This window comes from Arthrobacter sp. Z5-13 (assembly GCF_056499105.1).
Window position 1 is genome coordinate 831655 of sequence record NZ_CP096460.1, and the last position, 24953, is coordinate 856607.

Sequence of the window (24953 nt, forward strand, 5' to 3'; positions counted from 1 at the left end):
TGGGCTGTCTTAAAGGAAATGCTTGACAGCCTCTGTGGAAAACATTTTACAATGTATGTCAACAAGTCCTGCGCAGACTTTGTAACGAATCCAACTCGTATTGAGGAACTTCCATGTTGAAGAAGATTGCTGCTTCCGTTGCCATGGCCGGAGCAGTGGCTTTCGCGTTTGCTGCTCCAGCCGTCGTGTCTGCCGCTCCCGTTGAATCCTCGACTGTAGCGATCGGCAACTGGCCGGACCCCATGAGCGCACCGCAGGCGCTCGGGGGCCTGCTCGCTCCGATGGGCATCGGCAACTGGCCCGATCCGATGTAAAAGACGTCAGCCCGAAAGGGACCATCCAGAGCCCCGGGTCCATGCCAAGCGCATGGACCCGGGGCTCGAGACTTTAAGCGGAGATTCCAAGCAGGGCCGCAGGCGCTCAACGCGCTGGAAACGCAAAAGAGGGCCTTCCGATTGGAAGACCCTCTTGCTGTTTGGTCGGGATGACAGGATTTGAACCTGCGACCTCTTCGTCCCGAACGAAGCGCGCTACCAAGCTGCGCTACATCCCGATCCGTTGCAAAAGCAACTTTACAAGAATAGCGGATCGGAGCACCGGATGCGAAATCACCAGGCCCTCCACGCCGCCCTCGAACCGGAATCAGACCAGCGAATCCTTCCACGCACCATGAAGCTGTGCGAAGCGGCCGCCGCCACTGATCAGTTCCTCGGGACTGCCGTCTTCCACCACCCGTCCGTCGTGGATCACCAGGACGCGATCGGCCGTCTCCACCGTTGAGAGGCGGTGCGCAATGATAAGCGCAGTGCGGCCCGACTCCTTGCCGGCAACTCCTTCCAAGAGCCCGGCCAGGCCCTGCTGCACCAGCCGTTCTGAAGGGACATCGAGCGACGACGTTGCTTCGTCGAGAATCAGGACAGCAGGTTTCGCCAGGAAGGCGCGGGCAAAACTGATGAGCTGGCGTTGACCGGAGGAAACCCGCCCGCCGCGCTTGTTGACGTCGGTGTCGTAGCCCTCCGGCAACTCCAGGATGAACTCGTGGGCTCCCACGGCCTTGGCCGCTTCCTCAATTTCGGTCCGGGAAGCCTCCGGGCGTCCCAAGGCGATGTTGTCCGCCACGGAACCGCTGAAGAGGAAGGCTTCCTGGGTAACCATCACCACGTTGCGGCGAAGATCTGTGGTGCTCAAGTCCCTGAGGTCCACGCCATCCAGGGTGAGCGTTCCGGAGGACACATCGTAAAACCTGGCGATCAACTTGGCGAAGGTGGATTTCCCCGCGCCCGTCTGCCCGACCAGGGCTACAGTCTGTCCCGCGGGGATGTGGAGATCCAGCTTGGGAATGATGACAGGTCCGTCGCCGTACCGGAACTCCACTCCCTTGAAATCGATGGTGCCGCGTGCGTCCTTGAGCGGTACAGGGTTCTTGGGTGGCCGGACTGTGGGGACTTCCTCCAGGAGACCCGAGACTTTCTCGAGGGCAGCCTGCGCGCTCTGGAAGGAGTTGTAGAACATGGCCATCTGGTCCACCGGTTGGAAGAAGCGCTTGGCGGACAGCATCAAGGCCAGCAGTACGCCCACCTCCAGATCACCGCCCAGAACCCGGAATCCGCCGAAAAGCAGGACCACAGCCACACAGACGTTGCCGATCAGCACCAGGCCCGGCTGGAAAATGCCGTTGAGGTTGATGGAGCGGACGGTGACTTTGCGGTAATTCTCAGAGAGGTCCGTGTACCGCTCGGCGTTCTCCCGTTCCTTGCGGAAGGTCTTGACGGCGCGGATCCCGGTCATGGACTCCACAAAATGAACAATTAGCCGTGCAGAGACCACCCTGGATTCCCGGAAGACAATCTGGGAGTGCTTCTGGTACCAGCGGGACAGGAAGTACATCGGAACGCCTGCACCCAACAGGATCAGGCCACTCCGCCAGTCGAGGGCGAACACCGTAACGGCGGTAAACACCATAAAGAGCATTCCTGATGCCAGGGAGCTCACGCCCGAATCGAGGAGTTCCCTGAGGGCTTCAAGATCGGAAGTCTGCCGGGCGATGATGCGGCCGGAGGTGTACTTTTCGTGGAACTCGAGGCTGAGCCGCTGGGTGTGGCGGAACACCCTGAGCCGCAGGTCCAGGAGCATCGCCTGGCTGAGCTTCGCCGTCGACGTGACATACAGCGCCGTCAGGGCCGCGGTAGTGACCGCCGCCGCCAGATAGGCGACGCCGGTGAGCATCAGGGGGACGTTGTCACCGTCGCGCAGGGCCGGGAGCGCACGGTCGATGCCGAAAGCGATGAGGACCGGCCCGGAGACCCTCGCCAGCTGGGACAGGATCACGGTGGCGAGGGTAAGCCAGAACCGGAGCCGGACCGGACGGATCAGAGAGCCGAGCAGCGCAAGCGACCGCCGTCGTACGGTCCTGCTGTCGCTCTTGCTGAGGAAGGCGTTGTCCTCGTTAGCTGTACCGAAGGTGGTGGTGGTCATCGGGACATCTCCTCGGCATCGGCGTCGAGTTCCGACAACTCTGAATCCAGATCCCGGGGTTCCGCGACCAGGTTCGCAATCACGTACCGGTAATGGTCGTTTGTTGCCAGCAGTTCCGTATGGGTTCCGACGGCGGTGATGCGGCCGTCCTCCAGCAGAGCCACCCGGTCCGCCAGCGCGACAGTGGACGGCCGGTGCGCAACGATCAGGGTGGTTGTATCGGCGAGGACTTCCCTGAGCCTCGCTTCGACGAGTTCTTCAGTGTGGACATCCAAGGCGGACAGCGGGTCATCGAGCACCAGCACCTTGGGCTTGGCGGCGATGGCGCGAGCGAGCGCGATCCGCTGGCGCTGCCCTCCGGACAGGCTCAGCCCTTCCTCCCCGATCAGCGTGTCCACGCCATCCGGAAGGGAGTATGCGAAGTGGGCCTGGGCGACCTCCAATGACTCGTGGAGGAGTTCCTCGGTCCGCTCCGCCGCCCCGAGCAGTACATTGTCACGGACGGAGTTGGAGAACAGGGTGGTGTCCTCGAAAGCCATGCCTACAACGCGCCGCAGTTCTTCGACGTCGAAATCGCGAAGATCGATGCCGTCGATGGTGATGGAGCCGTCCGTAACGTCATACAGGCGAGGCACCAGCTGTAGCATGGCACTCTTCCCGCTCCCGGTGATACCTACCAATGCCAGCGTCTCTCCGGGCGTGACGTCGAGGTTGATGCCACGAAGTATGGGGTGTTCCGGGGCATCCTCAAAGGCAAAAGAAGCGTTGTTGAAACTCAGCGCGCCCTTTACCTCCGAGGGCTTCCGGGGCGACTCCGGGGTGGTGATGGTGTTGACCGAGTCCATGACTTCGAAATGCCTGTCCACAGCGGTTTTGGCTGTGAGGGCCATGGCAAGGAGCATCCCGGAGAACTCGACTGGCGCCGCGACCACGGCCGCGGTGGCAAAGAAGGCCACCAGAGCACCGATGCTCAGCTCGCCGCTTGCCGCCAGCATTACCCCCACCACCAGACCCGCGCCCAGGGCGAGCTCGGGGAGGAGCGTGACCACCATGGTGAACGTGGCCTGGTGCTTGGCCTTCGCGATTTCGGTCTGCCGCAGCACTTCAGCCTGCTCATTGAAGTTCTCCAGCGCTTCCTGGCTCCTGCCAAAGGCCTTCAGGACGCGGATGCCGTGCACCGACTCCTCCACCGTTGTGGCAAGGTCACCGGCCTGGTCCTGGCTTTGCCGCGTGACCTTGCTGAAGCTTGTACGGAACCGGAAACCATAAATCATGATGGGCAGGGCGGCGCCGAGGAAGATCAGGGCCAGCTGCCAGCTCATGGTGAACATCACGACGACGCCGATCACCACGGTCAGGGTGGTCACCACCAGCATGATGGCTCCGAAGGCCATCCAGCGGCGCAGGAAGTTCAAATCAGTCATGGCCCGGGAGAGCAACTGGCCGGAGCCCCAGCGGTCGTGGAAGGCAACGGGGAGGTCCTGCAGGTGGTGGTAGAGCGAGATCCGCATCCGGGTTTCCACCGAGGTGGCGGGGTTGATGACGAACTGCCGGCGCAGGGCAACGAGTCCGGCCTCGGCGATCCCGAGCACAAGGATGGTCAGCGAGGCCATCAGCACGGACTCGGTTGCTCCACCCGGTTGGAGGGATTCATTGACCAGCACGCGCAATACCTGCGGGATGGCCAAAGCCACGATGCTGGCCAGGAGCGCACAAAGAAGCCCCAGGAAAAGCCTGGGGAGGATGGGCTTCATGTGCGGATAGAGACGGCTGATGGATTGGAAGAATGAGGTCTGCTTGGTCATGCCCGCTTCTTAGCGCTCAACTGCGTATGTGGTGTCCCGTAGCAACTACCCTATTCCATGGCCTGACGCGTTTCACGGAATTCCAAGAGAGACATTGAGCTTGGGCAGTTATTGCAATTCGCAATGCGGGCCGTGAGGGCTTGCCCTAGGCCTTTGGCGTCAGGGTGAGCAGCACAGCTTCCGGGCGGCAGGCGATACGCACCGGTGCGAAGCGTGACGTGCCGATGCCTCCCGAGACGTTTACCGGCGTCGTGCTTCCGTTGCTTTCCCAGTCGTGGAGGCCTTTTGCCCGCCACGTGGGGAGGTCGCAGTTCGAGACAAGCGCCCCGTAGCCCGGGATGCAGATCTGACCGCCGTGGGTGTGGCCGGCGAGGAGGAGATCGGCGCCGTCCTCCGTGAAGTGGTCAAGGACGCGTTGGTAGGGCGCGTGGATCACGGCGACGCGGAGATGCGGCGTGATGTCCTGGTTCTTGGTCCCGCGGGGCCAGCCAGCGTACCGTTCCAAGCCGAGGTGGGGGTCGTCGACGCCGGAGAAATCGAAGCGGAGGCCCTTGAGTACCACGGACTGGGCGCGGTTGGTCAGATCCACCCAGCCACCCATACCGAAGCCTGCCCGGAGCCGAGGCCAATCAAGCTCAGGCTGTTTCCGGTCTGCCCGGGATGGTCGGAGGAGGTACTTGGCGGGATTTTTCAGCCGTGGCGCGAAATAGTCGTTGGAGCCAGGGACGAAGACGCCGGGGAATTCCATCAGCGGCTGCAGTGCCTCGAGGAGGGGGTCGACGGCGTTCACATGGCTGAGGTTGTCACCCGTGTTGACCACCAAATCCGGTTTCAAGGCTGCCAAAGACCGCAACCATTCTGCTTTCAGATTCTGGCCGGGAATGAAGTGGATGTCGCTGAGGTGCAGGACGCGAAAAGGACCGTAGCCGTTGGGGAGGATGGGCAGCGTTTCTTCGCGCAGCTCAAACTGGTTCTTTTCCCACATCCCGTAGGAGGCGGCGGCAAGCCCGGTGGTAGCCCCCACGGCGGCTGTGATGGCAAGACCGCGCCCGACGGTGCGGGCGCGGTCTGCCAATGCGGAGAAATCGGCCATCGGTGGGCTATCCGTTCCCGCGGCCCTTGTCGTCCGACCCTGTCGGGCCCGGAGCAGGTGCCGGAGCGGGGGCCTGGGTGGGTGCCTGGGCCGGAGAGCTGCTCTGGGTGGACGGACGGGGAGCGGGGGCACCATTAATCATGTTCGACGGCGGAGCAGGGAACGGATTGGTGCCGTAGGCAGGGGCAATCTGAGTCATGAAGTTGGAGAACTGCGGTCCTGCAATCATGTAACCGTCCAGATAGGGATAGGACTGGCCGTTGAAGTTCAGGTTTCGCCCTGGACGGCTTTGGTTACCCAGGGGATCGCCGAACCAGGAGGCCGTGGCCAGACCTGTCGTGTGGCCTACCACCCATGTTGATTCGTTCATGTTGGACGTACCGGTCTTGGCAGCAACGGGGAAGTTGGTCTTCGTTGAAATCCTGGGCTGGATCAGCGAGCCTGAGCCGCGGTCCAGGACCTGCTGCAGGGCGTAGTTGACGCCCCGGGCCACCTCGGGCTTGAGGGCGTCGCGGCAATTCGTGGACTGGGCCGGGAGTTGGGCTCCGGTCTGATCCGTCACGGCAGTGATGGCGATCGGCGCACAGTATTTTCCGTCGTTGGCGAAAGTGGCGAAGGCGCTTGCCATGGTCAGGGGTGCGGTCTGCCTGGAGCCCAGGAGGTTGCTGATCTGGCTCATATTGATGGTGGGGTTCGGATTGACGATCTTCCCCGATTCGTCCTTTTTAGGACTGCCGTCACTGTTGCGCTCCGGAAGGCCCTCATGCATTCCCGTTGCATCGACGATCTTTTGGATCCCGCAGAGGTCCAGCTGGGCCGCGGAAGCGAACGTGATGGTGTTGATTGAGTTCGCCAGGCCGTCCAGGACCGACATCGAACGGTAGTAGCCTTCCGTGGCGTTCTGCAGGTCATCCGCGGCTCCAAGGGCCGCTTCGGCAGTGTTGTACGCGCCGCTCGTCGGGCCACAGGTGTTCCTCCAGGGGAAGGCCAGCGGATACTTGCGATTGTTGCCATTGACTGTCTGGTTCATTGGCTTGCCCTCATTGAGCCATTCAGCGAAAGTAAAGGGCTTCATGGTCGAACCAGGCTGGGCGCCGCCGAGGCCGTTGAGGTCATTGCCGTTGGCGTCATAGGCGTCAACGTTGAAGTTGAGCTGGGTATCGAACTTTCCGTCAGCCGCCAGCCACGTGGTGTTTTGGGCCATGTTGATGATCTTGCCTGTGGTGGGCTGGACGGACACCAAGGCAGCGCCCCACTTGTCCGGGTTGGCTCCTGCCGATGCGTCAACCTGTGCCTGTGCCGCGTTCTGGGCATTGGGATCAAGAGTGGTGGTAATGGTGAGTCCGCCTCGGTGAATCTTGTTCCACCGTTCGTTGGAGTCGGCACCGTAGGCCGGATCATTCAGCAGGAGGTGGAGCACGTAGTCGCAGAAGTACGGAGCCGTGGCGGCGTAGGCGCAGCCCTGACGCGCAGGAGTGACCTTTGTTTCCACAGGGGTTGCAATGGCGGCATCATGATCAGCCTGGTTGATCTTCCCATGACTGAGCATAAGGTTCAGGACCAGGTCGCGCCGGATTTTGGCGTTCTCGGGGTTGGCAATGGGGTCGTAGTAGGAAGGGCTGTTCACGACGCCAGCCAGCAATGCGGCTTGCGGGAGGTTCAGGTCCTTCGCGGAGGTGCTGAAGAAGAGCCTCGAAGCAGCCTCGATGCCGTACGCGTCCCGGTTGAAGAAGACGATGTTGAGGTAACCCTCGAGGATCTGCTCTTTGGTAAATTTCTTCTCCAAGGCGATGGCAAGCTTCATTTCCCGCAGCTTGTCCCCAACACCCTTGTTCACGCCGTTGAGCTTGATATCCGCATCCTTGCCCTCGGCGGCGAGGTTGGAGTTCAGCACGTTGTTGACGTACTGCTGCGTGATGGTGGAGGCGCCTTGCTTGTTTCCCCGGGCGGTGCTGACGAGCGCACGGAGAATACCCGTGGTGTCCACCCCGCCGTGCTCATAGAAGCGGCTGTCCTCAACTGCTATGACCGCATCTTTGATGTATGGCGACATCTGGTCCAGCGGTACACGGGTGCGGTTCTCGTCAAACAGCGTTGCGATGACACTGCCATCGGCTGCGAGGATTTTGGTGGACTGGCTCGGCGGGTCCACCTGCAATTCGGCCGGAAGAGTGTCAAAGAACTCAATGGATCCGCTGGCTGTGCTGCCGGAAACGGCCGCTGCCGGAACCAGCAAACCTGCCACCAGGACACCGCAAATGGCACTCACACCCAGGAATCCGAGGATCTTTCCGAGGGTAGTGGCCGTGTCAAATAAAGGGTTCTTACCAGTCGCCATGTTTTCCACTTTAGCGGGTAGGACTAGTCTTTCTCTCATGACCAAATGGGAGTACGCCACGATTCCGCTCATTATTCACGCCACAAAGCAGATCCTTGACCAGTGGGGAGACGACGGCTGGGAGCTGGTCCAAGTTGTTCCAGGCCCTGAAGGAAACGGCCTTGTTGCCTACCTCAAAAGGGAGAAGCAGTAGCATGACAAGCCCCGCAAACACTGACGCCGCGGCATCTGACGCACCGGCATCCGCCGTCGAACAACGACTCGCCGAGCTGGGACTGACCCTGCCCGAGGTGGCTGCCCCGGTGGCTGTCTACGTGCCGGCAGTGATTTCCGGCAACCACGTTTACACCTCCGGCCAGCTGCCCTTTATTAACGGCAAACTCGAAGCTACGGGCAAAGTGTCCACCGGTTCGGAAGGCTATGCCGACGAGCCCACAGTCTCCCCTGAAGACGCCAAGCGCTACGCCGCGGTGTGCGCAGTTAATGCCCTGGCCGCCGTCAAAAGCGTCATCGGTGACCTTGACCGCATCACCCGGATCGTCAAGGTTGTCGGCTACGTCTCCTCAGACCCGTCCTTTACCGGCCAGCCGGGGGTCATCAACGGTGCCTCCGAACTGCTGGGCAAAGTCCTCGGCGACGCCGGGCAACACGCACGCGCCGCCGTCGGCGTTTCAGTCCTACCCCTTGACTCTCCGGTTGAAGTGGACCTGATTGCCGAGTTCGCCTAAGGCCGGTCGTTCCCTTTGCCTCAGTTAGCCCGTCGCCTGTTTGTGTTGCCCCCTGAACTTGAGGGGGCAGCACGCAGTTGGCTCGAACACGGCGAGCGGACACCACGTGCGCCCCGTCTCGCCTCATCCGTCGTCCTGCTCCGGGATTCCCCCACGGGCTTGGAGACCTGGCTGGGCTACCGTCCCGGGTCTTCCCCGCTGGGGGTGCTCGCCTTCCCGGGAGGGTCCCTTGATACCTTCGACGACGACCCCCTCGGCTGGCTTGGCCCCTCACCGCAGCATTGGGCCGAGCAGATGGGAACGGACGACGTCGGACTCGCACGCCGCCACATCGTGGGAGCCATCCGCGAACTGTTCGAGGAGACCGGCGTGCTGTTGGCCGGTCCCGACCTGTCCAGCACTGTGGAAGCCACGTCCACTCCGGAATGGATGCGGGCACGCGAAGCTGTGGCTAACCAGGAAAAGTCCTTTACGGATGTCCTGGCCAAACGGGGGCTGTCCCTGCGGACGGATCTGCTGAAGCCCCTGGTCAACTGGCTCAGCCCGGATTTTGCCCATCACCGTTTCAACACGCGCTATTTTGCCGCGACTGTACCGGTGAATCAGCAGCCCACGCTCCTGGAAAGCAAGGGCGTGTGGGGCCGCTGGGTGTGCGCCAAACGGGTCATTGACGAGCGCGACACCACGGCGCTCGGTGACGAGGTTGGCCAGGAGAACACTGTGGGCCTCACCCTCGGCCAACTGCTGGTGCCGGGGTCTGAGATCATGCTCGAGAAAATGGCGGCGGCCAACGGCTGCATCGCCTACCTGAGCTACAAGCGCAAGCCACACGTGTATCAGCCGAAGCTCGTGGAAGAGGATGGCAAGCTGATGCTCGAAGTCGAGGCAGCAAAGACCGTAGCCGGAGAGCCTCAGCGGGAGCGGTAAGCGCACGGACGTCGCCGGCCGCCAGCCCTTCGCCGTCGCTTAGACACGACGCATAGGGGCGCCTCCGGTCGCGGGGCGACCTCCGGAGCCCGATGCGCCGCGATGCGCTCCTACACGAAGGACCGTCGCCCGCCTTGTGGGTGCCTCCCCGCGCGCCGAATGGAAAAGGCCCGAGGTCCGGCATCCGGAAGCGTGCGTCTAAGCGAGGAACGAGCGAGCACGCGGAGGATGTCGGCCTCGGGCCGGAACAACTAGGGCTAGCGGGAGCGCTGGCGGAGGCGCTGCATGTCCAGGATTACGACGGCGCGCGCTTCCAGGCGGAGCCAGCCTCGCTGCACGAACTCGGCCAGGGCCTTGTTCACCGTTTCGCGGGAAGCGCCGACAAGCTGGGCGAGTTCTTCCTGCGTGAGCTCGTGGGCCACCAGCACGCCGTCGGTTGCCGGACGGCCGAAGCGGTCGGCGAGGTCCAGCAGGGCCTTGGCCACGCGGCCGGGGACATCCGAGAAGACGAGGTCCGAGAGTGAGTCGTTGGTGCGGCGGAGCCTGCGGGCAAGGGCCTGCAGCAGCTGGGCCGAAACCTCAGGGCGGGTGCGGAGCAAGGCGTTGAGGCTTTCGTTCCTCAGCCCGGCCAGCCGTGTTTCAGAGACGGCAGTGGCCGTTGCTGTGCGCGGGCTGGGGTCAAACAGCGCCATTTCGCCGAACAGCTCGCCCGGGCCAAGGATGGCCAGCAGGGACTCGCGTCCGTCGGGGGATGTGCGGCCGAGCTTAACCTTGCCGGAGACGATGAAGTACAGCTGGTCACCCTGGTCGCCTTCGCGGAAGACAGATGCTCCGCGTGACAGGTCCACCTCGGTGAGTTCGTCCGTCAGCAGACGGAAAGCTTCGTCGTCGAGCGTGGCGAAAAGGGGTGCGCGGCGCAATACCTCGATGTCCATGAAATCTCCTGAGTAAAAGTGTCGGCTGTGGGCGCTTTTGCCATTGTTCCAGAATTTTGGCGGTTCTGTGACGTACTTGGCACGCGAAACGCCTGCAATGGCGCTGAAGAGAGCCCTGCGGCGGCCCGGATGATCAGGATCGGCTCCCCAACGGCGTCCCCCGGCATCACCCCGCTGAGCGCAAACTGTCAGACTTCGCCAGTAGAATCGGATCCTAACTGTATGTAAGGAGCCTTGGTGTTCGGCTTGACCGTTTTGGACCTGGCGCTGATTCTGACGCTCTTGTCCTATCTGATCTATGGCCTGCGCAACGGCTTTCTGGTAACTCTCGGCGGCATTGCCGGATTTGCAGTCGGGGCAGTTGCGGCCTTCGTCTCCATACCGCTCGTCAGCGATTTCGTTGAGGACACCGGTTGGAGGCTCACCGCGGTCATTGGCACCGCCGTCGTGCTCATGGTTATGGGGCATGCGCTGGGGACGGCAATCGGCCGGAGAGTCCGCAGCGCCGTGCGGATCCAGCCTTTGCGGGCTGTTGACCGTGGCATAGGCGGCGCCGTCAACGTGGTGGTGGCGGCTCTTGTCATGTCCATGCTCGCATTCAGCATCAGTGCGCTGGGTGTCCCGTTTGTCTCGCAGCAACTGGCCGAGTCGAAGGTGATCAGGTTCATAGACGGGCTGACGCCTACGCCTGTCAAGACCACCATGGCGCAGCTACGCTCCACGGTAATAGGCAACGGCATTCCCACCCTGATCGAGGGCTTCGGTCAGGGCCAACCTGTTCAGGTTCCAAATGCCAGCACCGACACTCCCGAACTGAACAGAGCGGCGCAGTCAGTCCTGAAAATCGCCGGAACTGCCTACCAATGCGGGCAGAACCAGACCGGTACCGGCTTTGTTGTCTCACCCGACAGGGTAGTGACGAATGCCCATGTCGTGGCGGGCGTGTCGCAGCCTGTTGTAGAGCTTCCCGACGGCGGTGCGTACCCCGGGCGGGTGGTGTACTTCGACGGCCAGCGTGACCTTGCCGTCCTCGCAGTCGAGGGCCTGCCCTCGTCGCCGCTGGGGCTGAGCACGGACCTTCCCAATGGCAGCCCTGCGGCCTTTGCCGGCTACCCCCACGGCGGCCCGTTCCAGTCCAAGCCGGCCACTGTCCAGGACATTGCCACTGTGCTGGTACCTGACATCTATGGCAACAACCCGACTCCCGACGACGTCTACCGGCTCGCCGGGGACGTCCAGCCGGGTAATTCAGGGGGTCCGCTCCTGACCGTTGACGGGCAGGTGGCAGGAGTGATCTTTGCCAAAGCTACGTCGGATGCCGCCTTGGGCTTCGCGATTCCCATGGATGACCTCAACCCCGTGGCAGCCCAGGCGCCCGCGCTCAAGGATGCAGTCTCCCCGGGCCAGTGCATCCAGAAATAGGGTCCTGCGTGTGACGTGCGAGTTAAAGCCATTCCAGGCTTTGGCCGTGCGGACCTGCGATGGCAACCGGCTCACCGTTATGAGAGATCAGGAAACGCCCCTTGAGCCAGGTCTCGTCAATGCTCGGCACCACGCTTGAGCCGTCCTCCTGCTCGATGACGGTGTTGCCCTCGTTGGAGAGCCAGTGACTGCCTCGTGCCGTGAGGCTCATCATGATTGCCTGGAACTCCGCCCGCTCGCTGCTGCTCAGATAAGCCATGAGAGCGCTATGGAAAACCACGAGTGCTGCATCTGCGGGAGCCTGCTCAACAGGGCGGAAGGCCAGGGCATCTGCCTAGGATGGCAGCATGGCTAATGGGTCCGGCGGGGTATCCGCGGCGTTCGGGTTTCGATATCAATACCTCGTCACGGTCGAAGAGCTTCTGGAGCTCTACGAGCGCGCGCCTGAACCTGGGTGGCGCGTTGGCGTTGACCTTCACGATCAGGACTCAGCCGACATCCTCGTCTTTCAAAGTTTGTCAGGGCGGCCGTCGCGGGCAGTGCAGGTAAAGGCGTCGATGGCTTCATCCATCACGAAGATGGATCTACCGACGGCGAAGCGGTGCCTCGACGCGCTGGACACCGAGCATCCTGAGGCCGCCGAGCTGGTACTGGTGACCAACCGAACACTCAGTGCGCCTGCGATGGAGCATGCGGCATTCCTGCGGAAGCAGCCGGGGATGAGTTCTCGCCGCAGGTGCATCGATGTGCGAACAGAGGAAGTGAGCGACATCGTTCTGCGACTAATGGACCGCATTTCGCGGATTCGGGCGCGCGGGAAAGGTGGGCTGGGAAGGCGGGTGCATCACATTCTGCTCGCCCAGCTCGTTGATCTCGTCCTGGCACGGGGCTCGCAGACCGCGTTGCAGCATATTGATCACGGCCAGGTTGCGGACATCCTCGACGAGGCGGCAGCGATGCTTGCGGATGCCGGTGGCGTACGTTCGTGGGGGAGGGTGTATGGGATGCCTGTGGGATCGTTTGTGCCACGTCCCGCGATCGCGGAGTTCCTCTCCGTACACCTTAATGACGATGCCCTCCGCGCGGGCACCCCGGCTTGTGCGGTGTTGTCGGGGCTGTCTGGGTCGGGCAAGTCCGCTGCCGTCGCTTCCTGGGCAGAGGGGCATCGGGAGCATTACGCTTTTTCTTTGTGGCTTGACGCCGCCTCCGATCGGGCACTCGCTGAACAGGCTCCTGCACTGCTGGAATGGTTGGGTGCTGGTGGAGAGCTCAACGATGACCTTGCGCAGGGCTTTCGCGATGCCCTTTCGGGCCTGCCGGTTCCTTGGCTGCTCGTCCTCGATGGGGCTCGGGACCATGCGGAGCTAAGTTCCTGGATGCCTGCTTCAGGCTATGGGCATGTCATCGTTACCACAAACCGTCGTGATTGGCCGATCGACACCTCACCACAATTTGAGGTCGACGGCATGGCGGACACCGAAGCGATCGAGCTGATCCGACTGCGACTGCCCACGCCCCAGAGGGCCAAGGGTGGGGAAGAGGCGGCACTTGCCTTTGCCATCAGATTGGGGCGGTGGCCGCTGGCGATCGATCTGGCCTGCGCGTGGGTGCGCGGCCTAGGCGGCGACCATTCGCGCCTGCCAGAGTTCCTCACGCGACTAGACCGGCTGGATTTGCTGGCGGGCGGAGCGCAACTGGGAAGTTACTCGAGAAACGTCTCTCACGTGATCCGGGAACTGTGGGAGGGCCTTTCGTCGCAGAGCCGCGAGGTGCTTGGGATCATCATCATGAGCGGCGGCGCACATGTCCCGCTGATTGTGATCGACCGCTGGGCCGCGCTCTTGCGGAAGGAAAGGGGTCTTGAGATCGATCCGAGGAGTGCGCTCGAAGAACTTATCGGCGCTGCTTTGATAACACGGCGTCTCCGGCAGGATGCGGGGTACATGAGCGGGGTGGACGAGTCTGTCTACGTGCACGAAGGGATTCAAACGGTTCTCGCTCGCGGGATCGGCATGAACATCCCGGACGTCTTCCTGTGGCTCGAGGCCTATGCGACGGTCCTGAGCGAGCTCGTGGATGGCGCGAAGCTGGCCGAGGCATCTGCTCTGCTTCCGGCGGCAGAGGGGCTATTGAATTCTCTCCAAACGGCGAGGATAACAGGAGCCGAAGATGAGCCCCTGCTGCGGTTCGTGCAGGTTACGGCCACCACGATGATGCACAACCTCGGCTCAATCGGCATCTTGACAGGACGGCTGGACGCTGCGTCGGAATGGTTACGCGCAGCGATCGATACCCGGGAGAAGCTGCTCACGGATCAGCAGCGCGCTACGGCCGCGTTCGCAGCCACTCAGATACAGACCCTCGCTACCTTGGTCCAGGTTGTGCTTCGGCAGAACAGATCCGAAGAGATTACGGAGATCATTCACAGGGCCCTTCGTTACCTAGACGAGCACTCAGTCGACGGCCTCGAGAGTGCGGGGGTGTCAGTGATCCCGGCTCTCTACACACTGGCCGAAGCGACGCAGTACGCGCCGGAAGGCTCCGAACAGCTTCGTTTGCGGATCGAAGCGACACTGCAAGGACACAGACCTAGCGCATCAGAGCAAACTATGCTTCAACGTCAACTCTTGCAATTCAACGTCGTCAATTCGCGTGTTCACGCCTACTCCAGTTCAGAGCAATGGTCTCGTGCCGCTGACACCGCCCTTTTCGCTGCGAATCAGGCACTCGGCACTGGCATTCTGGAGAATGATGCCGTCGACACGATCCTTGATACTGGGCTCGAATTGATGCACTCAAGACTGATTCGTCCACATGTGCCACCCTCTTCGGGCTGGAAGGCAGCCGTCGGACGTCTCGTGGAATGGGGCCAGGCAAATATCGACTCCCTAAATGACTCACAGCGCCTTCGATTCTCGATCCTTGTTCCGTTCGCCGACCATGATGTGGCGCGGCTACGCGCGAAGATTGACGAGATTCGCCAGGCGGGGAGCGACACGCCACAGGTGGGGGCCTGGATCTCTATAGCTGAAATTGCGGTCGAGACGATCGCCGCGCAGGAGCGGTTTTCCGGGCTGTTAGACGGCGGGAACCTGCCTGAAGGCATGTCCGTGGTTCGGACCATCGACGGTGGAGGCAAGATTCGTTGGTGGGCGGTGATGGTGGACAAAGAGCCTCTCCTAGTCTTCGTTACAGTGAGCGCGTCGATGTATGTCGGTAGCGAAGTGCTCGATCCGGTGCGGGACTCACTTATAGCCGCCGGCTTCCCGAACGAGTTAGCCGAAGGTCATCCGCGGTCAGCGGTGGGATGGAACGTCCACGTCGAGGAGAACGGCATCGTGGTGCGGGACCGGAGCGGGAAGAGTTGGGTCGAGGCGGAGGGCATCCGGGACGACCCCCAACTGAGCCGGTGGTGGGCGGCTGTTGACCAGGCAGAGCTTCTCCGAGTCGTCTATCGTGATGCAGCTGATCTCACGGATCGCGAGCTCCTTGCCACTGAGATGCAGGCGATGGTGCCTATAGCGAGGCCGAAACAGGTGAGCTCATGGTGGAGGCGTTGGAAGTCGAGTCAGCGGAGGCCGTAAGTTTATGACGCGCCTCCGCGTTTACAAAGCTCACGGGGGTACAAGCGCAGCTATGGTGGTCGGCAATCACCGCCCGCTTTGCGAAGTTACAGCAGCCGTAGCGGCCCCTCTATGAGGGCAACGCCGGAGCTTAGGGCGTGAGGAACCCGGGGCATCAACGGTCCCGAAGGTCCAGTACCAGTCAGCAGTCGCCGAGCCCCTGGAAGCCATAGTCAGGCGCTTCCGGAACCAAGCCCGGCCAGGTATTCGACCGCGAACCGGTAGCCCATGATGCCGGCACCGGCGATCACCGCTTTACTGACATCCGAGAGGTAGGAGTGGTGCCTGAAGGCCTCGCGGGCATGAACGTTGGTGATATGAACCTCGACGGTGGGCAGCTGCACGGCGGAAATTGCATCCCGGATGGCCACTGAGGTGTGCGTGTACGCTCCGGCGTTCAACACGATCCCTACGGCCTTGCCCCGCGCAGCTTGGATGGCATCCACTAGAGCACCCTCGTGGTTGGATTGGAAGCATTCGACGTCCAAGCCGTGGGCGGCAGCCGTTTCTTTAGCAAGCTGCTCGACGTCGGCAAGGGTGGCCGTACCGTACTTTTCAGGTTCCCGGGTGCCGAGCAGATTCAGGTTGGGTCCATTGAGAACGAGGATGGTTCCGCGGCTGGGTCCGTTGGCTGGCTGTGCGTCGTTCATGCCCCAACTCTAGGGGATGGAGGTTCGCGGCTTCGGTGCTTCCGGCGAGATGAAGATTTTTTCACAGGCGTTTCATGAGGGCTTCATAAGTGGCTGACACGATGAGTACATGGAAATGATGCGACGGGCCCTATTGATGGCGGCGGTATTGGTATTGCCGGTGCTGCTTGCCTTGGGGGGCAGCCTGTTGGCAGCGCCAGCCGGTCCTCCTGACGTAGACGCCCACCCCGTGAAACTCGGTTCCCTGCCCGGGGCTCCTCCGGTGCCTGCCTTGGAACCGCAACAAGGGCCGAGCCCCGCGCCCTCGCCTGTCCCGTCGCCGGCCCCGGCTCCACCGGACGGCACGGCACCGGGTCAGCCAGACCCTGCTCCCGCCCCCGGGCCGCCTCCAGCTCCTCCTGCGCAGCCTCCAGCGGCCCCCGCTCCCGCTCCGGCGCCGGTGGTGCCGCCGGTTGTCATCGATGACGACGACGTTGAATACGGTGATGACTAATGGCGGTGCTGGGGGATGTGAACCGATATAAGGATGCCGGGCAAGAAGCTGAAGCACCCGGAGCTGCCGGTACCACGGAAGCGCCCAAGCCTGCTGAGACGCCGTTGCCAACTGGTGAGGCAGCCCGCGACAGCGTGAATCGCCCCGGGCAGAGGCTCGGCTCCAAAGTACCGGCACGTTGGCGGATCGCGGGTTGGATCCTCTTCACAACCGCACTGACGCTGTTGGCTGTGCTGCTCACTGTGCGCTCGCTGATGGTGAACCATGCACGGACCGAGGCCCATGACGCCATCGCCCAGGAGCTCAGCGAATTCCGGGCGTTCTCGGCGGAAGGTGTCGATCCAACCACAGCCAAGCCGTTCACCAGCATCGAGAAGATGCTGGAACGGTATCTGAGCCGCCAATCGGCGGCCCAGGATGAAGTGATCCTTGGCAGCGTGGACCGGCACGTTCTCTATACGCCCACGGGGGCACTCCACTCCTCGTCGATCAGCCACCGGCTCCCGGAGGACAAGGCCCTCATTGACTCCATCCGGACGGGGACTGCCTCTTCCGGAATTGCCCAGACCACTGGTGGAGAGCTCCACTGGGCCAGGTTGCCCGTGGTCTCGGGGCCGGAAACAGGCTACTTGATTGTGGGCTACTACATGGCTCCCCGTCTGGCTGGAGTGGCCGCCACCACCCTCATCATCTTCTTCGTGTCCCTCGGTGGCTTGGCCGTCACCGCCGGAATGGCCTGGCTGGTGGCAGGTCAGATCCTGCGTCCTGTGCGAGAGGTCCGGCGTGTTGCCGCAGACATCTCCGAGAGCGACCTCACCGCCCGCGTCCCCGTGCAGGGAAATGACGACATCTCGGCCCTGGCAGTCACGTTCAACACGATGCTTGACCGTCTGGAGGTGGCGTACAGGACCCAAAGGGCCTTCGTGGATGACGCATCGCATGAGCTGCGAACTCCCATAACGGTCATCAGGGGCCATCTGGAGCTGATGGAGGACAACCCGAATGACCGGCAGAGGACCTTGGCGCTCGTTGATGATGAGCTGGCCAGGATGGGACGGATCGTGACTGACCTGCTGCTCCTGGCGAAAGTGGACAGGCCGGGCTTCACCAGGCTGCAGGATGTGGACGCCGCCGCATTGCTTCTGGACATTGAAGCGAAGGCCCAGACCCTAGGACACCGGGGATGGCCCATCCTGGAGATCGCAGAGGGCAACCTGAAGGCGGATCCTCAGCGCATCACACAGGCGGTACTGCAGCTGGCTACCAACGCCTGCCAGTACTCGGAAGAGGGATCCACGGTCTCCCTGGGCTCGTCCTTTGCCGGAGACGGGGCTGGAAGAACGTTCTCCATCTGGGTTGCGGACAAGGGTATGGGAGTGGCTGAGGATGAAGCCGCGGCCATTTTTGGACGCTTTCACCGCGGCGAGGCCTCACGGTCGTCTGCACGCTCCAGGCCAGGGGCGGGCCTCGGCCTGGCCATCGTGCTCAGTATCGCAGAGGCACACCACGGGACCACGTGGGTGCGCAGCAGTGCAGGGAAAGGTGCCACCTTCGGGCTGACAATTCCTGCACCGGACCAGCTGGAACTTGACCAACAAGACCACGAATCAGTCACGAGCCCCGCTGACGGCTCACGAAAGGGGCAGGCATGAGCAGGATCCTTGTTGCCGAAGACGATCCACGCATCGCCGGGTTCATCGAGAAGGGCCTCAGCGCCGCAGCTTACTCATGCCTTGTAGTGGATGACGGCGCCAGCGCACTTCTGCTTGCCAGGTCTGGTGAATTTGACATGCTGATTCTCGACATCGGGCTGCCTACCCTGAACGGTTTTGAGGTTCTGGCCCAGCTCCGGGGCGAAGGCTCCAAGACACCGGTGATTGTGCTCACGGCAAGCGATTCGGTCTCGGACACTGTGTACGGGCTGGAAAGCGGCGCCAATGACTACATGACCAAGCCCTTCCAGTTTGCGGAGCTTCTGGCCCGGATCCGCCTCCGGCTCCAGGACGACGCCCAACCGGGCATGACCATGGCGCTCCAACACGGGGATCTTGAACTGGACCTCCGCAGCCGCCGCGTACGCTGCGGGAACACGGACACCGATCTGACGGCAAGGGAGTTCTCCCTCCTGGAAGTGTTCATTCGCCACCCCCGGCAGGTCCTTACACGGGAGCAGCTCATTTCCCACGCCTGGAACCTTGATTTTGATCCTGCCTCGAACGTCGTGGACGTCTACGTTCGTGCCTTGCGGGCCAAAATCGGAGCCAACAGGCTTGAAACCGTCCGCGGAGCGGGTTACAGGCTGCGATGAAAACCGTCTACTTCGAATCGGCCGCGCCTTCCTCTGTGGAAACCCCAGCCAGGGAAACCAGCAAGTGGCGCCCCTCAGGCATCATTTCCCTGGCGTCGGCAATTTCGCTTCTCGTCGCCATGGCCGCCATGGCTGGTCTGACTGCCACCGTGATGTACGGGCAGGGCCTCAGCGCCCAGGCTGCCATCACTTTGTGCATTTTTGTCGGAGCCGTCTGGTTCTGGATTTTCACGAAGGTGGAGGACACCTACGTTGCCCTCGGCGCCGCCGTCGCGCTGGTAATCAGCGGAACGTTGCCAACCCAGAGCCTCTTTCACGCGCTGGGTGAAGAGTCCATCTGGCTGTTGATGGCCGCTTTTGTCATCGCCAGCGCTGTAGCCTCGACGGGGCTCGCAGCCCGCGGCGCGGCCTTTGTGATAACCGGAGCACGCAACGTCCGGCAATTGGCTCATCTGACGTCCCTTGGCCTGATAGTGACTGCCTTCGCGATTCCGGCAACATCGGGACGGGCGGCACTGGCCCTTCCCATCTTCCTGGCCCTGCGCGGCTCCCTCCGGGAGCGTCCGAATGTGGCCAAAATGCTGTCCATTCTTTTCCCCACCGTAATTTTGTTGTCGGCCGTGAGTTCCTTCCTGGGGGCCGGAGCACATCTGATTACCAGCCAGGTCCTCGAATCCGCGGGACTCCGGGGCTTCGACTTCGCGTCCTGGCTGCTTTTAGGCCTCCCCCTGGCCATGGTCTCGTCCGGGCTGGCCACCGAACTCGTACTCCGGCTTTTCACCAGCAAAAGCGACCAGTCCCACGGCCTCCGCGTCAGCATCAGCGAGCTCCAGGAACAATCTGCCGCCAGGCTGCAAGGTCCGCTGGATCTGGACGAGCACCGATCGCTGTTGCTGCTGGGGGCGGTGGTGGTCCTTTGGTGCACCGAGCCCATCCACGGACTGGAGCCTGCCCTCGTGGCCCTGATCGGCGCGCTGGTGGTGTCCTCGCCATATTACGGTTCAGTCAGACTGGGTGCAGCCCTCAAGAAAGTGCCCTGGTCCATGCTCATTTTCATGGCCGCCACCCTTGCCTTGGGATCCAGTCTGGTGACATCCGGGGCGGCTCACTGGCTGGCTTCATCGCTCCTGGGCCCCGTAGAGTTCCTTGGCCCTGCCAAGCCGGTGGTTTTTGTTGTGGCCGTCGTGGGTATTTCCACCCTTGCCCATCTGGTTATCCAGTCCCGTTCCGCGCGTTCGGCAGTGCTGATCCCCATTGTGGTGGCGTCTGCAGGGGCCATGGGCGTTGACCCGGTGGCCGCGGCCTTTGCATCAACAGCTGCTGCCGGTTTCTGCCACACCCTTACAAGCTCAGCCAAGCCCGTGGCTCTGTTTGCCGAAACCGACGGTCAGGCCAACTACGAGCCCCGAGATCTCCTCCGGCTCTCGGCGTGGCTGGGACCGGCCAACGCCGTCGTCGTCCTGCTTTTCAGCTTTTTCGTCTGGCCGCACATGGGCCTTCCGCTCTTTTCCTCCCACTAACCACTAGCTAAAGGTGGCTCCAATGGTTATGTCCATTCCGCAAAAAATCCTCGTGGCTCCTTCCGGATTCAAGGAAAGCCTCGACGCCGTGGAAGTCGCAGCGGCCATAGCAGCGGGTATACGGCAGGTGATCCCCGGCGTCCAGGTCAGGTCAGTTCCGCTGGCCGACGGCGGGGAAGGAACCGCTGTTGCGCTGGCGGCAGCCACAGGGGGAAGGATCGTGGCCCGTGAAGTGACAGGGCCGCTCGGTGAGAAAGTCGCGTCGCACTTCGCGATGCTCGGCGGCGCGGCGGGCAGGACTGCTGTCGTGGAAATGGCCGCAGCAGCAGGCTTGAAGCTGGTGCCCAAGGACTGCCGCAATCCAGGCCTGACCTCTACCCGCGGAGTGGGGGAGCTCATTCTGGCCGCCCTTGATGAAGGAGCGGAGCGGATCATTGTGGGGTGTGGAGATTCGGGAACTTCCGACGGCGGTGCAGGCGCCTTGCGGGCTCTCGGGGCACGGATTTATGGTACGAACGGGGACGCGCTGGAGGAAGGAGGGCAGTCCTTGGCGAAGGTTGTGGGAATTGATCTCAGCACGTTGGATGCCAGGTTGGCGGCCTGCAGGATCGATCTTGCCCTTAATCCTTTCAACGTCCTGTGCGGGCCCCAGGGCGTGGCGCGGGTTTTTGGACCGCAAAAGGGAGCCACGCCCGAACAGGTGGAGATCCTCTCGTCCGGTTTCGATCGCTGGGCCACGGTTCTTGCGGCGGCATCCGGCAAGTCTGAACTGCACCTCAGAACCGGATCAGGAACAGGGGCCTCCGGGGGATTAGGCGCCGGGCTGGCTGCCATCGGAGCCAACCTCGTACCTCGCTTTGAACTGCTGCTGGATTCCGGGCTGGCTGGAATCGACCTGGATGCCTGCATCGCCGACGCGGACCTGGTGGTCACCGCCGAAGGAGCCATAGACTTCCAAACACCCCGCGGAAAAGTACCAGCCGAAGTCGCAAAACGGGCCCAGGCGGCGGGCGTTCCGGTGCTGGCCTTCGCCGGCTCGATCGGTAAGGATGCCCACGACGTTCACGCCGCCGGGATCGATGCTATTTCCGGCATTATCCCGATTCCCATGGACATGGACCGCGCCGTGGCAGAAGGTGCCATGCTCCTCCGGGAAGCTACAGAACGAACGTTTCGCGTGCTCCTGCTTGGCTCGGCGATCTCCTCCCGATTGGGCGGTCTGGCTGCCTGAAAGTGGTCCGGCGGGGAGCTATGGCTACTCGTGGCGGGGTTGCCTACACTGGAAAAACCATCGTGCGGAGTAGCCCGTTCGTACCCAGAAAAGCCCGCACGGAAGAACCCGAAGCGGGGAGAATCATGTCTGCAAAAACCAGGAAGTTCACGTCATTCCGCACTGCCGCGGCAACCATCGCCGCGCTCGCGGCCATGCTGCTGGCCGCACCTGCAACGTTGGCCGCACCCCAGGCCTCAAACGGGGGGACCACTGTCATCGACCTGCCCGAAGCAGAAGGAGCTGAAGGGATTGCTGCCGGTAAGGGGACCACATTCTTTGCCGGCGATCTGGTGAGCGGTGATATTTATCGCGGGGACATCCGTACCGGGACGGCCGAAGAGTTCATCACGGCTCCGGAAGGCCGGGCAGCCGTAGGCATGAAAGTGGATGTAAAGAATGACCTCCTGTTCGTCGCAGGAGGCGGCACCGGCCAGGCCTACGTCTATGACCTGCAAACCGGCGGTACCGTTGCCACGTACCAGCTGGTCCCGGCAGAAACGGGTTTCATCAATGACGTCACCCTCACCCACCACGGCGCCTGGTTCACCAATTCAGCCGAGGGCTCGCTGTACTTCATCCCTGTTGACAACCAGGGGAACCCGGGAGCCTTGGAAGTCTTGCCCTTGAGCGGTCCGGCCGCCAATGACACCTTCGGATTCAACCTCAACGGGATCACCTCCGTCCGGGGAGGCCAGACGCTGATTGTTGCCCACTCCGGACTGGGCACCCTGTTCACCGTTGACCCGGAAGCCGGCGGCAGCGCACCGATCATGGTCACTGATACTGCCGGAGACCCGGCGGTGCTGACCAATGTGGACGGCATCATTGCGCAGGGCAACACCATCTGGGCTGTTCAGAACTTCCTGAATCAGGTCAGCCGCGTCCAGCTGAACGCCACGCTCTCCTCCGGTGTTGTTGAGGAAGTCATCACCAGCCCTGACTTCCTGATCCCGACGACAGCGGCCCTGTTTGGCGGAACGCTCGCCGTGCCGAACGCGAAATTCAACACAGGTGCCACCGAATTTGAAGTAGTGCTCGTCGACGCCCGGAGCTGAGTGCTCCCGTTGAGGCTGCTAACGAACAAGCCGTGCCGGTCCTCTCGGACCAGCACGGCTTGTTCGTTTCAAAGGGCGTTTCTGCAAGGCGCCTGCTACAAGGTGGTGAACCTCAGCACCAAGGCGTGCTCAGGGTTGAGGATGGGCATGGGCAGGCCGACTTCCGCGAGGAACCGTCCCCTGGCCTCTGCCCCCGAATTAAGCCAGGCGGGCGGCTGCGTCTGGGTGAAGGTGTGGCCATAGTCAGCATCGCCAGGAGCGGGAAAGATGGCCTCCACGCGGTAGGACTGTTCGGGAACAAGGCCGGGAACGGCAATTCTTCCGGGCTGCTCGGCAAAACCGGTTCCCGTGCTTACCACCGCGAAGAGTCCACCGGTTCCGCCTGGTGCCGGCAATGAAGCCGGTACAACGCCGTGGAGCATCAGGGAATCCTGGGGGACATCGGCCCTGATCATTTTGCCGGAATGGATGAGGCCACGGTGCTCCTTGTACAGAGTGATGAAGCGCTGGAGCTCCTCACGTTCCTGGCCCTGGACTTCCCGGACGTCCCATTCCATCCCGAAATGTCCGAACAAGGCAGTGATTGCACGGAAGGACAGATCATGGGTACGGGCTGTGGTGTGGGACGTGGTGGGGCCAACATGGCCGCCGACCAGTTCCGGCGGTACCACCAGCCCTGTCCAGCGCTGGATGGTCTGGCGTTCCAGGGCGTCGTTGCAGTCCGATGCCCAGATCCGGTCGGTGCGCTCAAGGATGCCAAGGTCGACGCGCGCGCCCCCTGATGAGCAGCTCTCGATTTCGACGCCGGGATGCGCTTTGCGAAGCTCGTCGAACAATCTGTAGGCGGCCAGCGTCTGCTCGTGGACAGAGGCCCGCCCTGCATGCCCATGCTCAGTGAGGTCACGGTTCTGGTCCCACTTGAGGTAGCTGATCTTGTATTCCCGGAGGAGGGAATCGATCCGGTCGAAAATGAACTGCCAGGCGTCAGGATTGACCAGGTCAATGATGTGCTGGGACCGCCAGGGCAACGCCAGCCTGCCGCCGTCCTTGTAGGAGGAGCTTGCCGGGCCTACGATCCAGTCCGGGTGTGCCCGGGCCGTGTCCGAATCAAGGTTGACCATTTCCGGCTCCACCCAAAGGCCGAATTCCATTCCCCGGGCGTTGACGGCATCGATGAGCGGGTGAAGTCCGTCGGGCCACAGGGCGTCGTCAACGTACCAGTCGCCCAGGCCGGCCTGATCGTTGCGACGGCCAAGGAACCAGCCGTCGTCGAGCACAAAGCGTTCAACTCCCAGGTCAGCGGCGGAATCGGCGAGCTCGATCAGTGTGTCGAGGCGGTGATCGAAGTATACGGCCTCCCACACGTTGAGGACGACGGGACGCGGCTTTCCGCCACCGGCCGCCGGGAGCACGTGATGGGGCCTGGCGCGGAACCAGCTGTAGAAGGCCTCGCTGATGCCGTCCAGGCCGCGGTCCGAGTACGCCGCGAACAGTGCGGGGGTGGTGTAACTCGTTCCGGGCTCGAGGATCACCTCCGCTGAACCGAGGAGTTCCGAGCCGCCGATCGTGGTGCGGCCGTCAGCGATGGTGTCGGCGAACTGTTCGTGGTTGCCGCTCCAGGCCAGGTGGGTTGCCCACACCTTGCCATGGCGGTTGCCGAAGCCCGCGCTGCCCGCAGCAAACAGCAGTGAGGAATCGTGGCCTGTGCGGCCGTGGCGTCCGGTCCGGACCCACGTCCCCTGCTGGATCGAGCGGCGCTGGGGGTGGCGTTCGCGGCACCAGCGGCCCGTCAGGTCCAGGAGTTCGACGGCGGCGGGTCCCACGGGGAGGACCGTGGCCAGCTCATCGAGCTGGAACGGCGATGATCCCGTATTGGTGATGGTGTGCCGCAGCTCCAGCAACCCGCCGTCGTGAAGGGTGAGGGAGGACTCCACCTTAATTCCTGCGTCCTCATCTGCCTGGACGACGACGGCGGCAGCACCTTTCCCGGGAACGTCACCGGTGGCGACCACGGAGGCTTTCACCGCCCGGAGGCGGACCGAGAAGTCCAGGCCGGAGACGCCGTCGGCAATTCTGTGACCGCGGAGGGCGGGGCGTCCGCGCCAGCTGGAGGATGCCTGGGGAAGCAGGCCGGAGGGGACGGTCGCGTCCACCGACGACGGGGGAATGGGCTCACCGAGGATGGAGAGGTCCGGCAGCGTGGGACCGAGATCAGCCCCCCAATGAACGACCTCAGCCTCCCCGTTGTCGAAGCTCATCACCAGGCTGGTGCCGGCGGAACGGAGGTGCAGGGGATCCATTGAAAAGT

20 protein-coding genes and 1 tRNA gene are annotated in these 24953 nt (G+C 62.6%); 12 read left to right on the top strand and 9 right to left on the bottom strand.

The window, feature by feature from the left end:
• The first annotated feature begins 113 nt into the window (after positions 1-113).
• Complete coding sequence (locus M1E02_RS03940; protein WP_479376858.1) at positions 114-314, top strand: hypothetical protein; 201 nt, start codon at positions 114-116, stop codon at positions 312-314.
• A gap of 162 nt (positions 315-476) precedes the next feature.
• Here M1E02_RS03940 and M1E02_RS03945 read toward each other — a convergent pair.
• The 5 genes from M1E02_RS03945 to M1E02_RS03965 form a co-directional block, all read right to left on the bottom strand.
• Positions 477-553: transfer RNA gene (locus M1E02_RS03945), tRNA-Pro, on the bottom strand.
• An 89-nt stretch (positions 554-642) separates the two neighbouring features.
• On the bottom strand, positions 643-2475 hold the full coding sequence (locus M1E02_RS03950) for an ABC transporter ATP-binding protein (protein ID WP_479376859.1): 1833 nt from the start codon (positions 2473-2475) through the stop codon (positions 643-645).
• Positions 2472-4280: an ABC transporter ATP-binding protein gene (locus M1E02_RS03955; protein ID WP_479376860.1), complete on the bottom strand. Its 1809-nt coding sequence runs from the start codon at positions 4278-4280 to the stop codon at positions 2472-2474. Before M1E02_RS03955 ends, M1E02_RS03950 begins: the two co-directional genes overlap by 4 nt.
• A gap of 145 nt (positions 4281-4425) precedes the next feature.
• On the bottom strand, positions 4426-5373 hold the full coding sequence (locus tag M1E02_RS03960; RefSeq protein ID WP_479376861.1) for a metallophosphoesterase: 948 nt from the start codon (positions 5371-5373) through the stop codon (positions 4426-4428).
• A gap of 7 nt (positions 5374-5380) precedes the next feature.
• Complete coding sequence (locus M1E02_RS03965; RefSeq protein WP_479376862.1) at positions 5381-7711, bottom strand: transglycosylase domain-containing protein; 2331 nt, start codon at positions 7709-7711, stop codon at positions 5381-5383.
• A 37-nt stretch (positions 7712-7748) separates the two neighbouring features.
• Here M1E02_RS03965 and M1E02_RS03970 point away from each other — a divergent pair, with 37 nt between their 5' ends.
• From M1E02_RS03970 to M1E02_RS03980, 3 genes are read left to right on the top strand one after another with little or no spacing between them, the layout of a single operon-like run.
• A complete protein-coding gene (locus tag M1E02_RS03970) occupies positions 7749-7904 on the top strand; it encodes a Sp36 family protein (protein ID WP_144671455.1) in 156 nt (51 codons plus the stop codon).
• 1 nt (position 7905) lies between these two features.
• Positions 7906-8439, top strand: coding sequence for a RidA family protein (locus M1E02_RS03975; protein ID WP_479376863.1), 534 nt, complete (start codon positions 7906-7908; stop codon positions 8437-8439).
• Positions 8440-8454: 15 nt separating this feature from the next.
• Positions 8455-9366 (top strand): NUDIX hydrolase, encoded by a 912-nt coding sequence (locus M1E02_RS03980; protein ID WP_479376864.1) that lies wholly within the window; start codon positions 8455-8457, stop codon positions 9364-9366.
• 257 nt (positions 9367-9623) lie between these two features.
• On the opposite strand, the gene M1E02_RS03985 is transcribed toward M1E02_RS03980, so the two are convergent.
• Complete coding sequence (locus tag M1E02_RS03985; RefSeq protein ID WP_214961308.1) at positions 9624-10301, bottom strand: Crp/Fnr family transcriptional regulator; 678 nt, start codon at positions 10299-10301, stop codon at positions 9624-9626.
• A gap of 237 nt (positions 10302-10538) precedes the next feature.
• Between M1E02_RS03985 and M1E02_RS03990 the strand changes: the two genes are divergently transcribed.
• Positions 10539-11723 carry a MarP family serine protease gene (locus M1E02_RS03990; RefSeq protein WP_479376865.1) on the top strand — a complete coding sequence of 395 codons (1185 nt, stop codon included), beginning with the start codon at positions 10539-10541 and terminating at the stop codon, positions 11721-11723.
• Between the two features lie 22 nt (positions 11724-11745).
• Here M1E02_RS03990 and M1E02_RS03995 read toward each other — a convergent pair whose 3' ends face one another.
• Positions 11746-11982 (bottom strand): hypothetical protein, encoded by a 237-nt coding sequence (locus tag M1E02_RS03995; protein WP_479376866.1) that lies wholly within the window; start codon positions 11980-11982, stop codon positions 11746-11748.
• Positions 11983-12070: 88 nt separating this feature from the next.
• On the opposite strand from M1E02_RS03995, the gene M1E02_RS04000 reads away from it, so the two are divergent.
• Entirely contained in the window at positions 12071-15307 is a 3237-nt protein-coding gene (locus M1E02_RS04000; RefSeq protein WP_479376867.1) for a hypothetical protein, read from the top strand.
• 212 nt (positions 15308-15519) lie between these two features.
• Here M1E02_RS04000 and aroQ read toward each other — a convergent pair whose 3' ends face one another.
• Complete coding sequence (gene aroQ / locus M1E02_RS04005) at positions 15520-15996, bottom strand: type II 3-dehydroquinate dehydratase (protein WP_479376868.1); 477 nt, start codon at positions 15994-15996, stop codon at positions 15520-15522.
• A gap of 109 nt (positions 15997-16105) precedes the next feature.
• Here aroQ and M1E02_RS04010 point away from each other — a divergent pair, with 109 nt between their 5' ends.
• From M1E02_RS04010 to M1E02_RS04035, 6 genes are all read left to right on the top strand, one after another.
• On the top strand, positions 16106-16489 hold the full coding sequence (locus tag M1E02_RS04010; protein ID WP_479376869.1) for a hypothetical protein: 384 nt from the start codon (positions 16106-16108) through the stop codon (positions 16487-16489).
• Between the two features lie 17 nt (positions 16490-16506).
• A complete protein-coding gene (locus M1E02_RS04015) occupies positions 16507-18141 on the top strand; it encodes a sensor histidine kinase (protein WP_479376870.1) in 1635 nt (544 codons plus the stop codon).
• Complete coding sequence (locus M1E02_RS04020; protein ID WP_479376871.1) at positions 18138-18797, top strand: response regulator transcription factor; 660 nt, start codon at positions 18138-18140, stop codon at positions 18795-18797. The genes M1E02_RS04015 and M1E02_RS04020 overlap by 4 nt, the downstream gene beginning before the upstream one ends.
• A complete protein-coding gene (locus M1E02_RS04025; RefSeq protein ID WP_479376872.1) occupies positions 18794-20317 on the top strand; it encodes an SLC13 family permease in 1524 nt (507 codons plus the stop codon). Before M1E02_RS04020 ends, M1E02_RS04025 begins: the two co-directional genes overlap by 4 nt.
• Before the next feature lie 22 nt (positions 20318-20339).
• Positions 20340-21548, top strand: a complete 1209-nt coding sequence (locus M1E02_RS04030) for a glycerate kinase family protein (RefSeq protein WP_479376873.1) — start codon at positions 20340-20342, stop codon at positions 21546-21548.
• A gap of 125 nt (positions 21549-21673) precedes the next feature.
• On the top strand, positions 21674-22645 hold the full coding sequence (locus tag M1E02_RS04035; protein ID WP_479376874.1) for an SMP-30/gluconolactonase/LRE family protein: 972 nt from the start codon (positions 21674-21676) through the stop codon (positions 22643-22645).
• A 95-nt stretch (positions 22646-22740) separates the two neighbouring features.
• On the opposite strand, the gene M1E02_RS04040 is transcribed toward M1E02_RS04035, so the two are convergent.
• On the bottom strand, positions 22741-24945 hold the full coding sequence (locus M1E02_RS04040; RefSeq protein ID WP_479376875.1) for an alpha-galactosidase: 2205 nt from the start codon (positions 24943-24945) through the stop codon (positions 22741-22743).
• Between the last annotated feature and the right edge of the window lie 8 nt (positions 24946-24953).

Bases quoted from the DNA above. Each gene is read 5' to 3' on its own strand.
- M1E02_RS04025 (WP_479376872.1), top strand. From the start codon at position 18,794: ATGAAAACCGTCTACTTCGAATCGGCCGCGCCTTCCTCTGTGGAAACC.
- M1E02_RS04000 (WP_479376867.1), top strand. From the start codon at position 12,071: ATGGCTAATGGGTCCGGCGGGGTATCCGCGGCGTTCGGGTTTCGATAT.
- M1E02_RS03960 (WP_479376861.1), bottom strand. From the start codon at position 5,373: ATGGCCGATTTCTCCGCATTGGCAGACCGCGCCCGCACCGTCGGGCGC.
- M1E02_RS03985 (WP_214961308.1), bottom strand. From the start codon at position 10,301: ATGGACATCGAGGTATTGCGCCGCGCACCCCTTTTCGCCACGCTCGAC.
- M1E02_RS03950 (WP_479376859.1), bottom strand. From the start codon at position 2,475: ATGACCACCACCACCTTCGGTACAGCTAACGAGGACAACGCCTTCCTC.
- M1E02_RS04035 (WP_479376874.1), top strand. From the start codon at position 21,674: ATGTCTGCAAAAACCAGGAAGTTCACGTCATTCCGCACTGCCGCGGCA.
- M1E02_RS04020 (WP_479376871.1), top strand. From the start codon at position 18,138: ATGAGCAGGATCCTTGTTGCCGAAGACGATCCACGCATCGCCGGGTTC.
- M1E02_RS03955 (WP_479376860.1), bottom strand. From the start codon at position 4,280: ATGACCAAGCAGACCTCATTCTTCCAATCCATCAGCCGTCTCTATCCG.
- M1E02_RS03965 (WP_479376862.1), bottom strand. From the start codon at position 7,711: ATGGCGACTGGTAAGAACCCTTTATTTGACACGGCCACTACCCTCGGA.
- M1E02_RS04040 (WP_479376875.1), bottom strand. From the start codon at position 24,945: ATGGATCCCCTGCACCTCCGTTCCGCCGGCACCAGCCTGGTGATGAGC.
- M1E02_RS03970 (WP_144671455.1), top strand. From the start codon at position 7,749: ATGACCAAATGGGAGTACGCCACGATTCCGCTCATTATTCACGCCACA.
- M1E02_RS03995 (WP_479376866.1), bottom strand. From the start codon at position 11,982: ATGGCTTATCTGAGCAGCAGCGAGCGGGCGGAGTTCCAGGCAATCATG.
- M1E02_RS03940 (WP_479376858.1), top strand. From the start codon at position 114: ATGTTGAAGAAGATTGCTGCTTCCGTTGCCATGGCCGGAGCAGTGGCT.
- M1E02_RS04030 (WP_479376873.1), top strand. From the start codon at position 20,340: ATGGTTATGTCCATTCCGCAAAAAATCCTCGTGGCTCCTTCCGGATTC.
- M1E02_RS03975 (WP_479376863.1), top strand. From the start codon at position 7,906: ATGACAAGCCCCGCAAACACTGACGCCGCGGCATCTGACGCACCGGCA.
- aroQ (WP_479376868.1), bottom strand. From the start codon at position 15,996: ATGAACGACGCACAGCCAGCCAACGGACCCAGCCGCGGAACCATCCTC.
- M1E02_RS04010 (WP_479376869.1), top strand. From the start codon at position 16,106: ATGGAAATGATGCGACGGGCCCTATTGATGGCGGCGGTATTGGTATTG.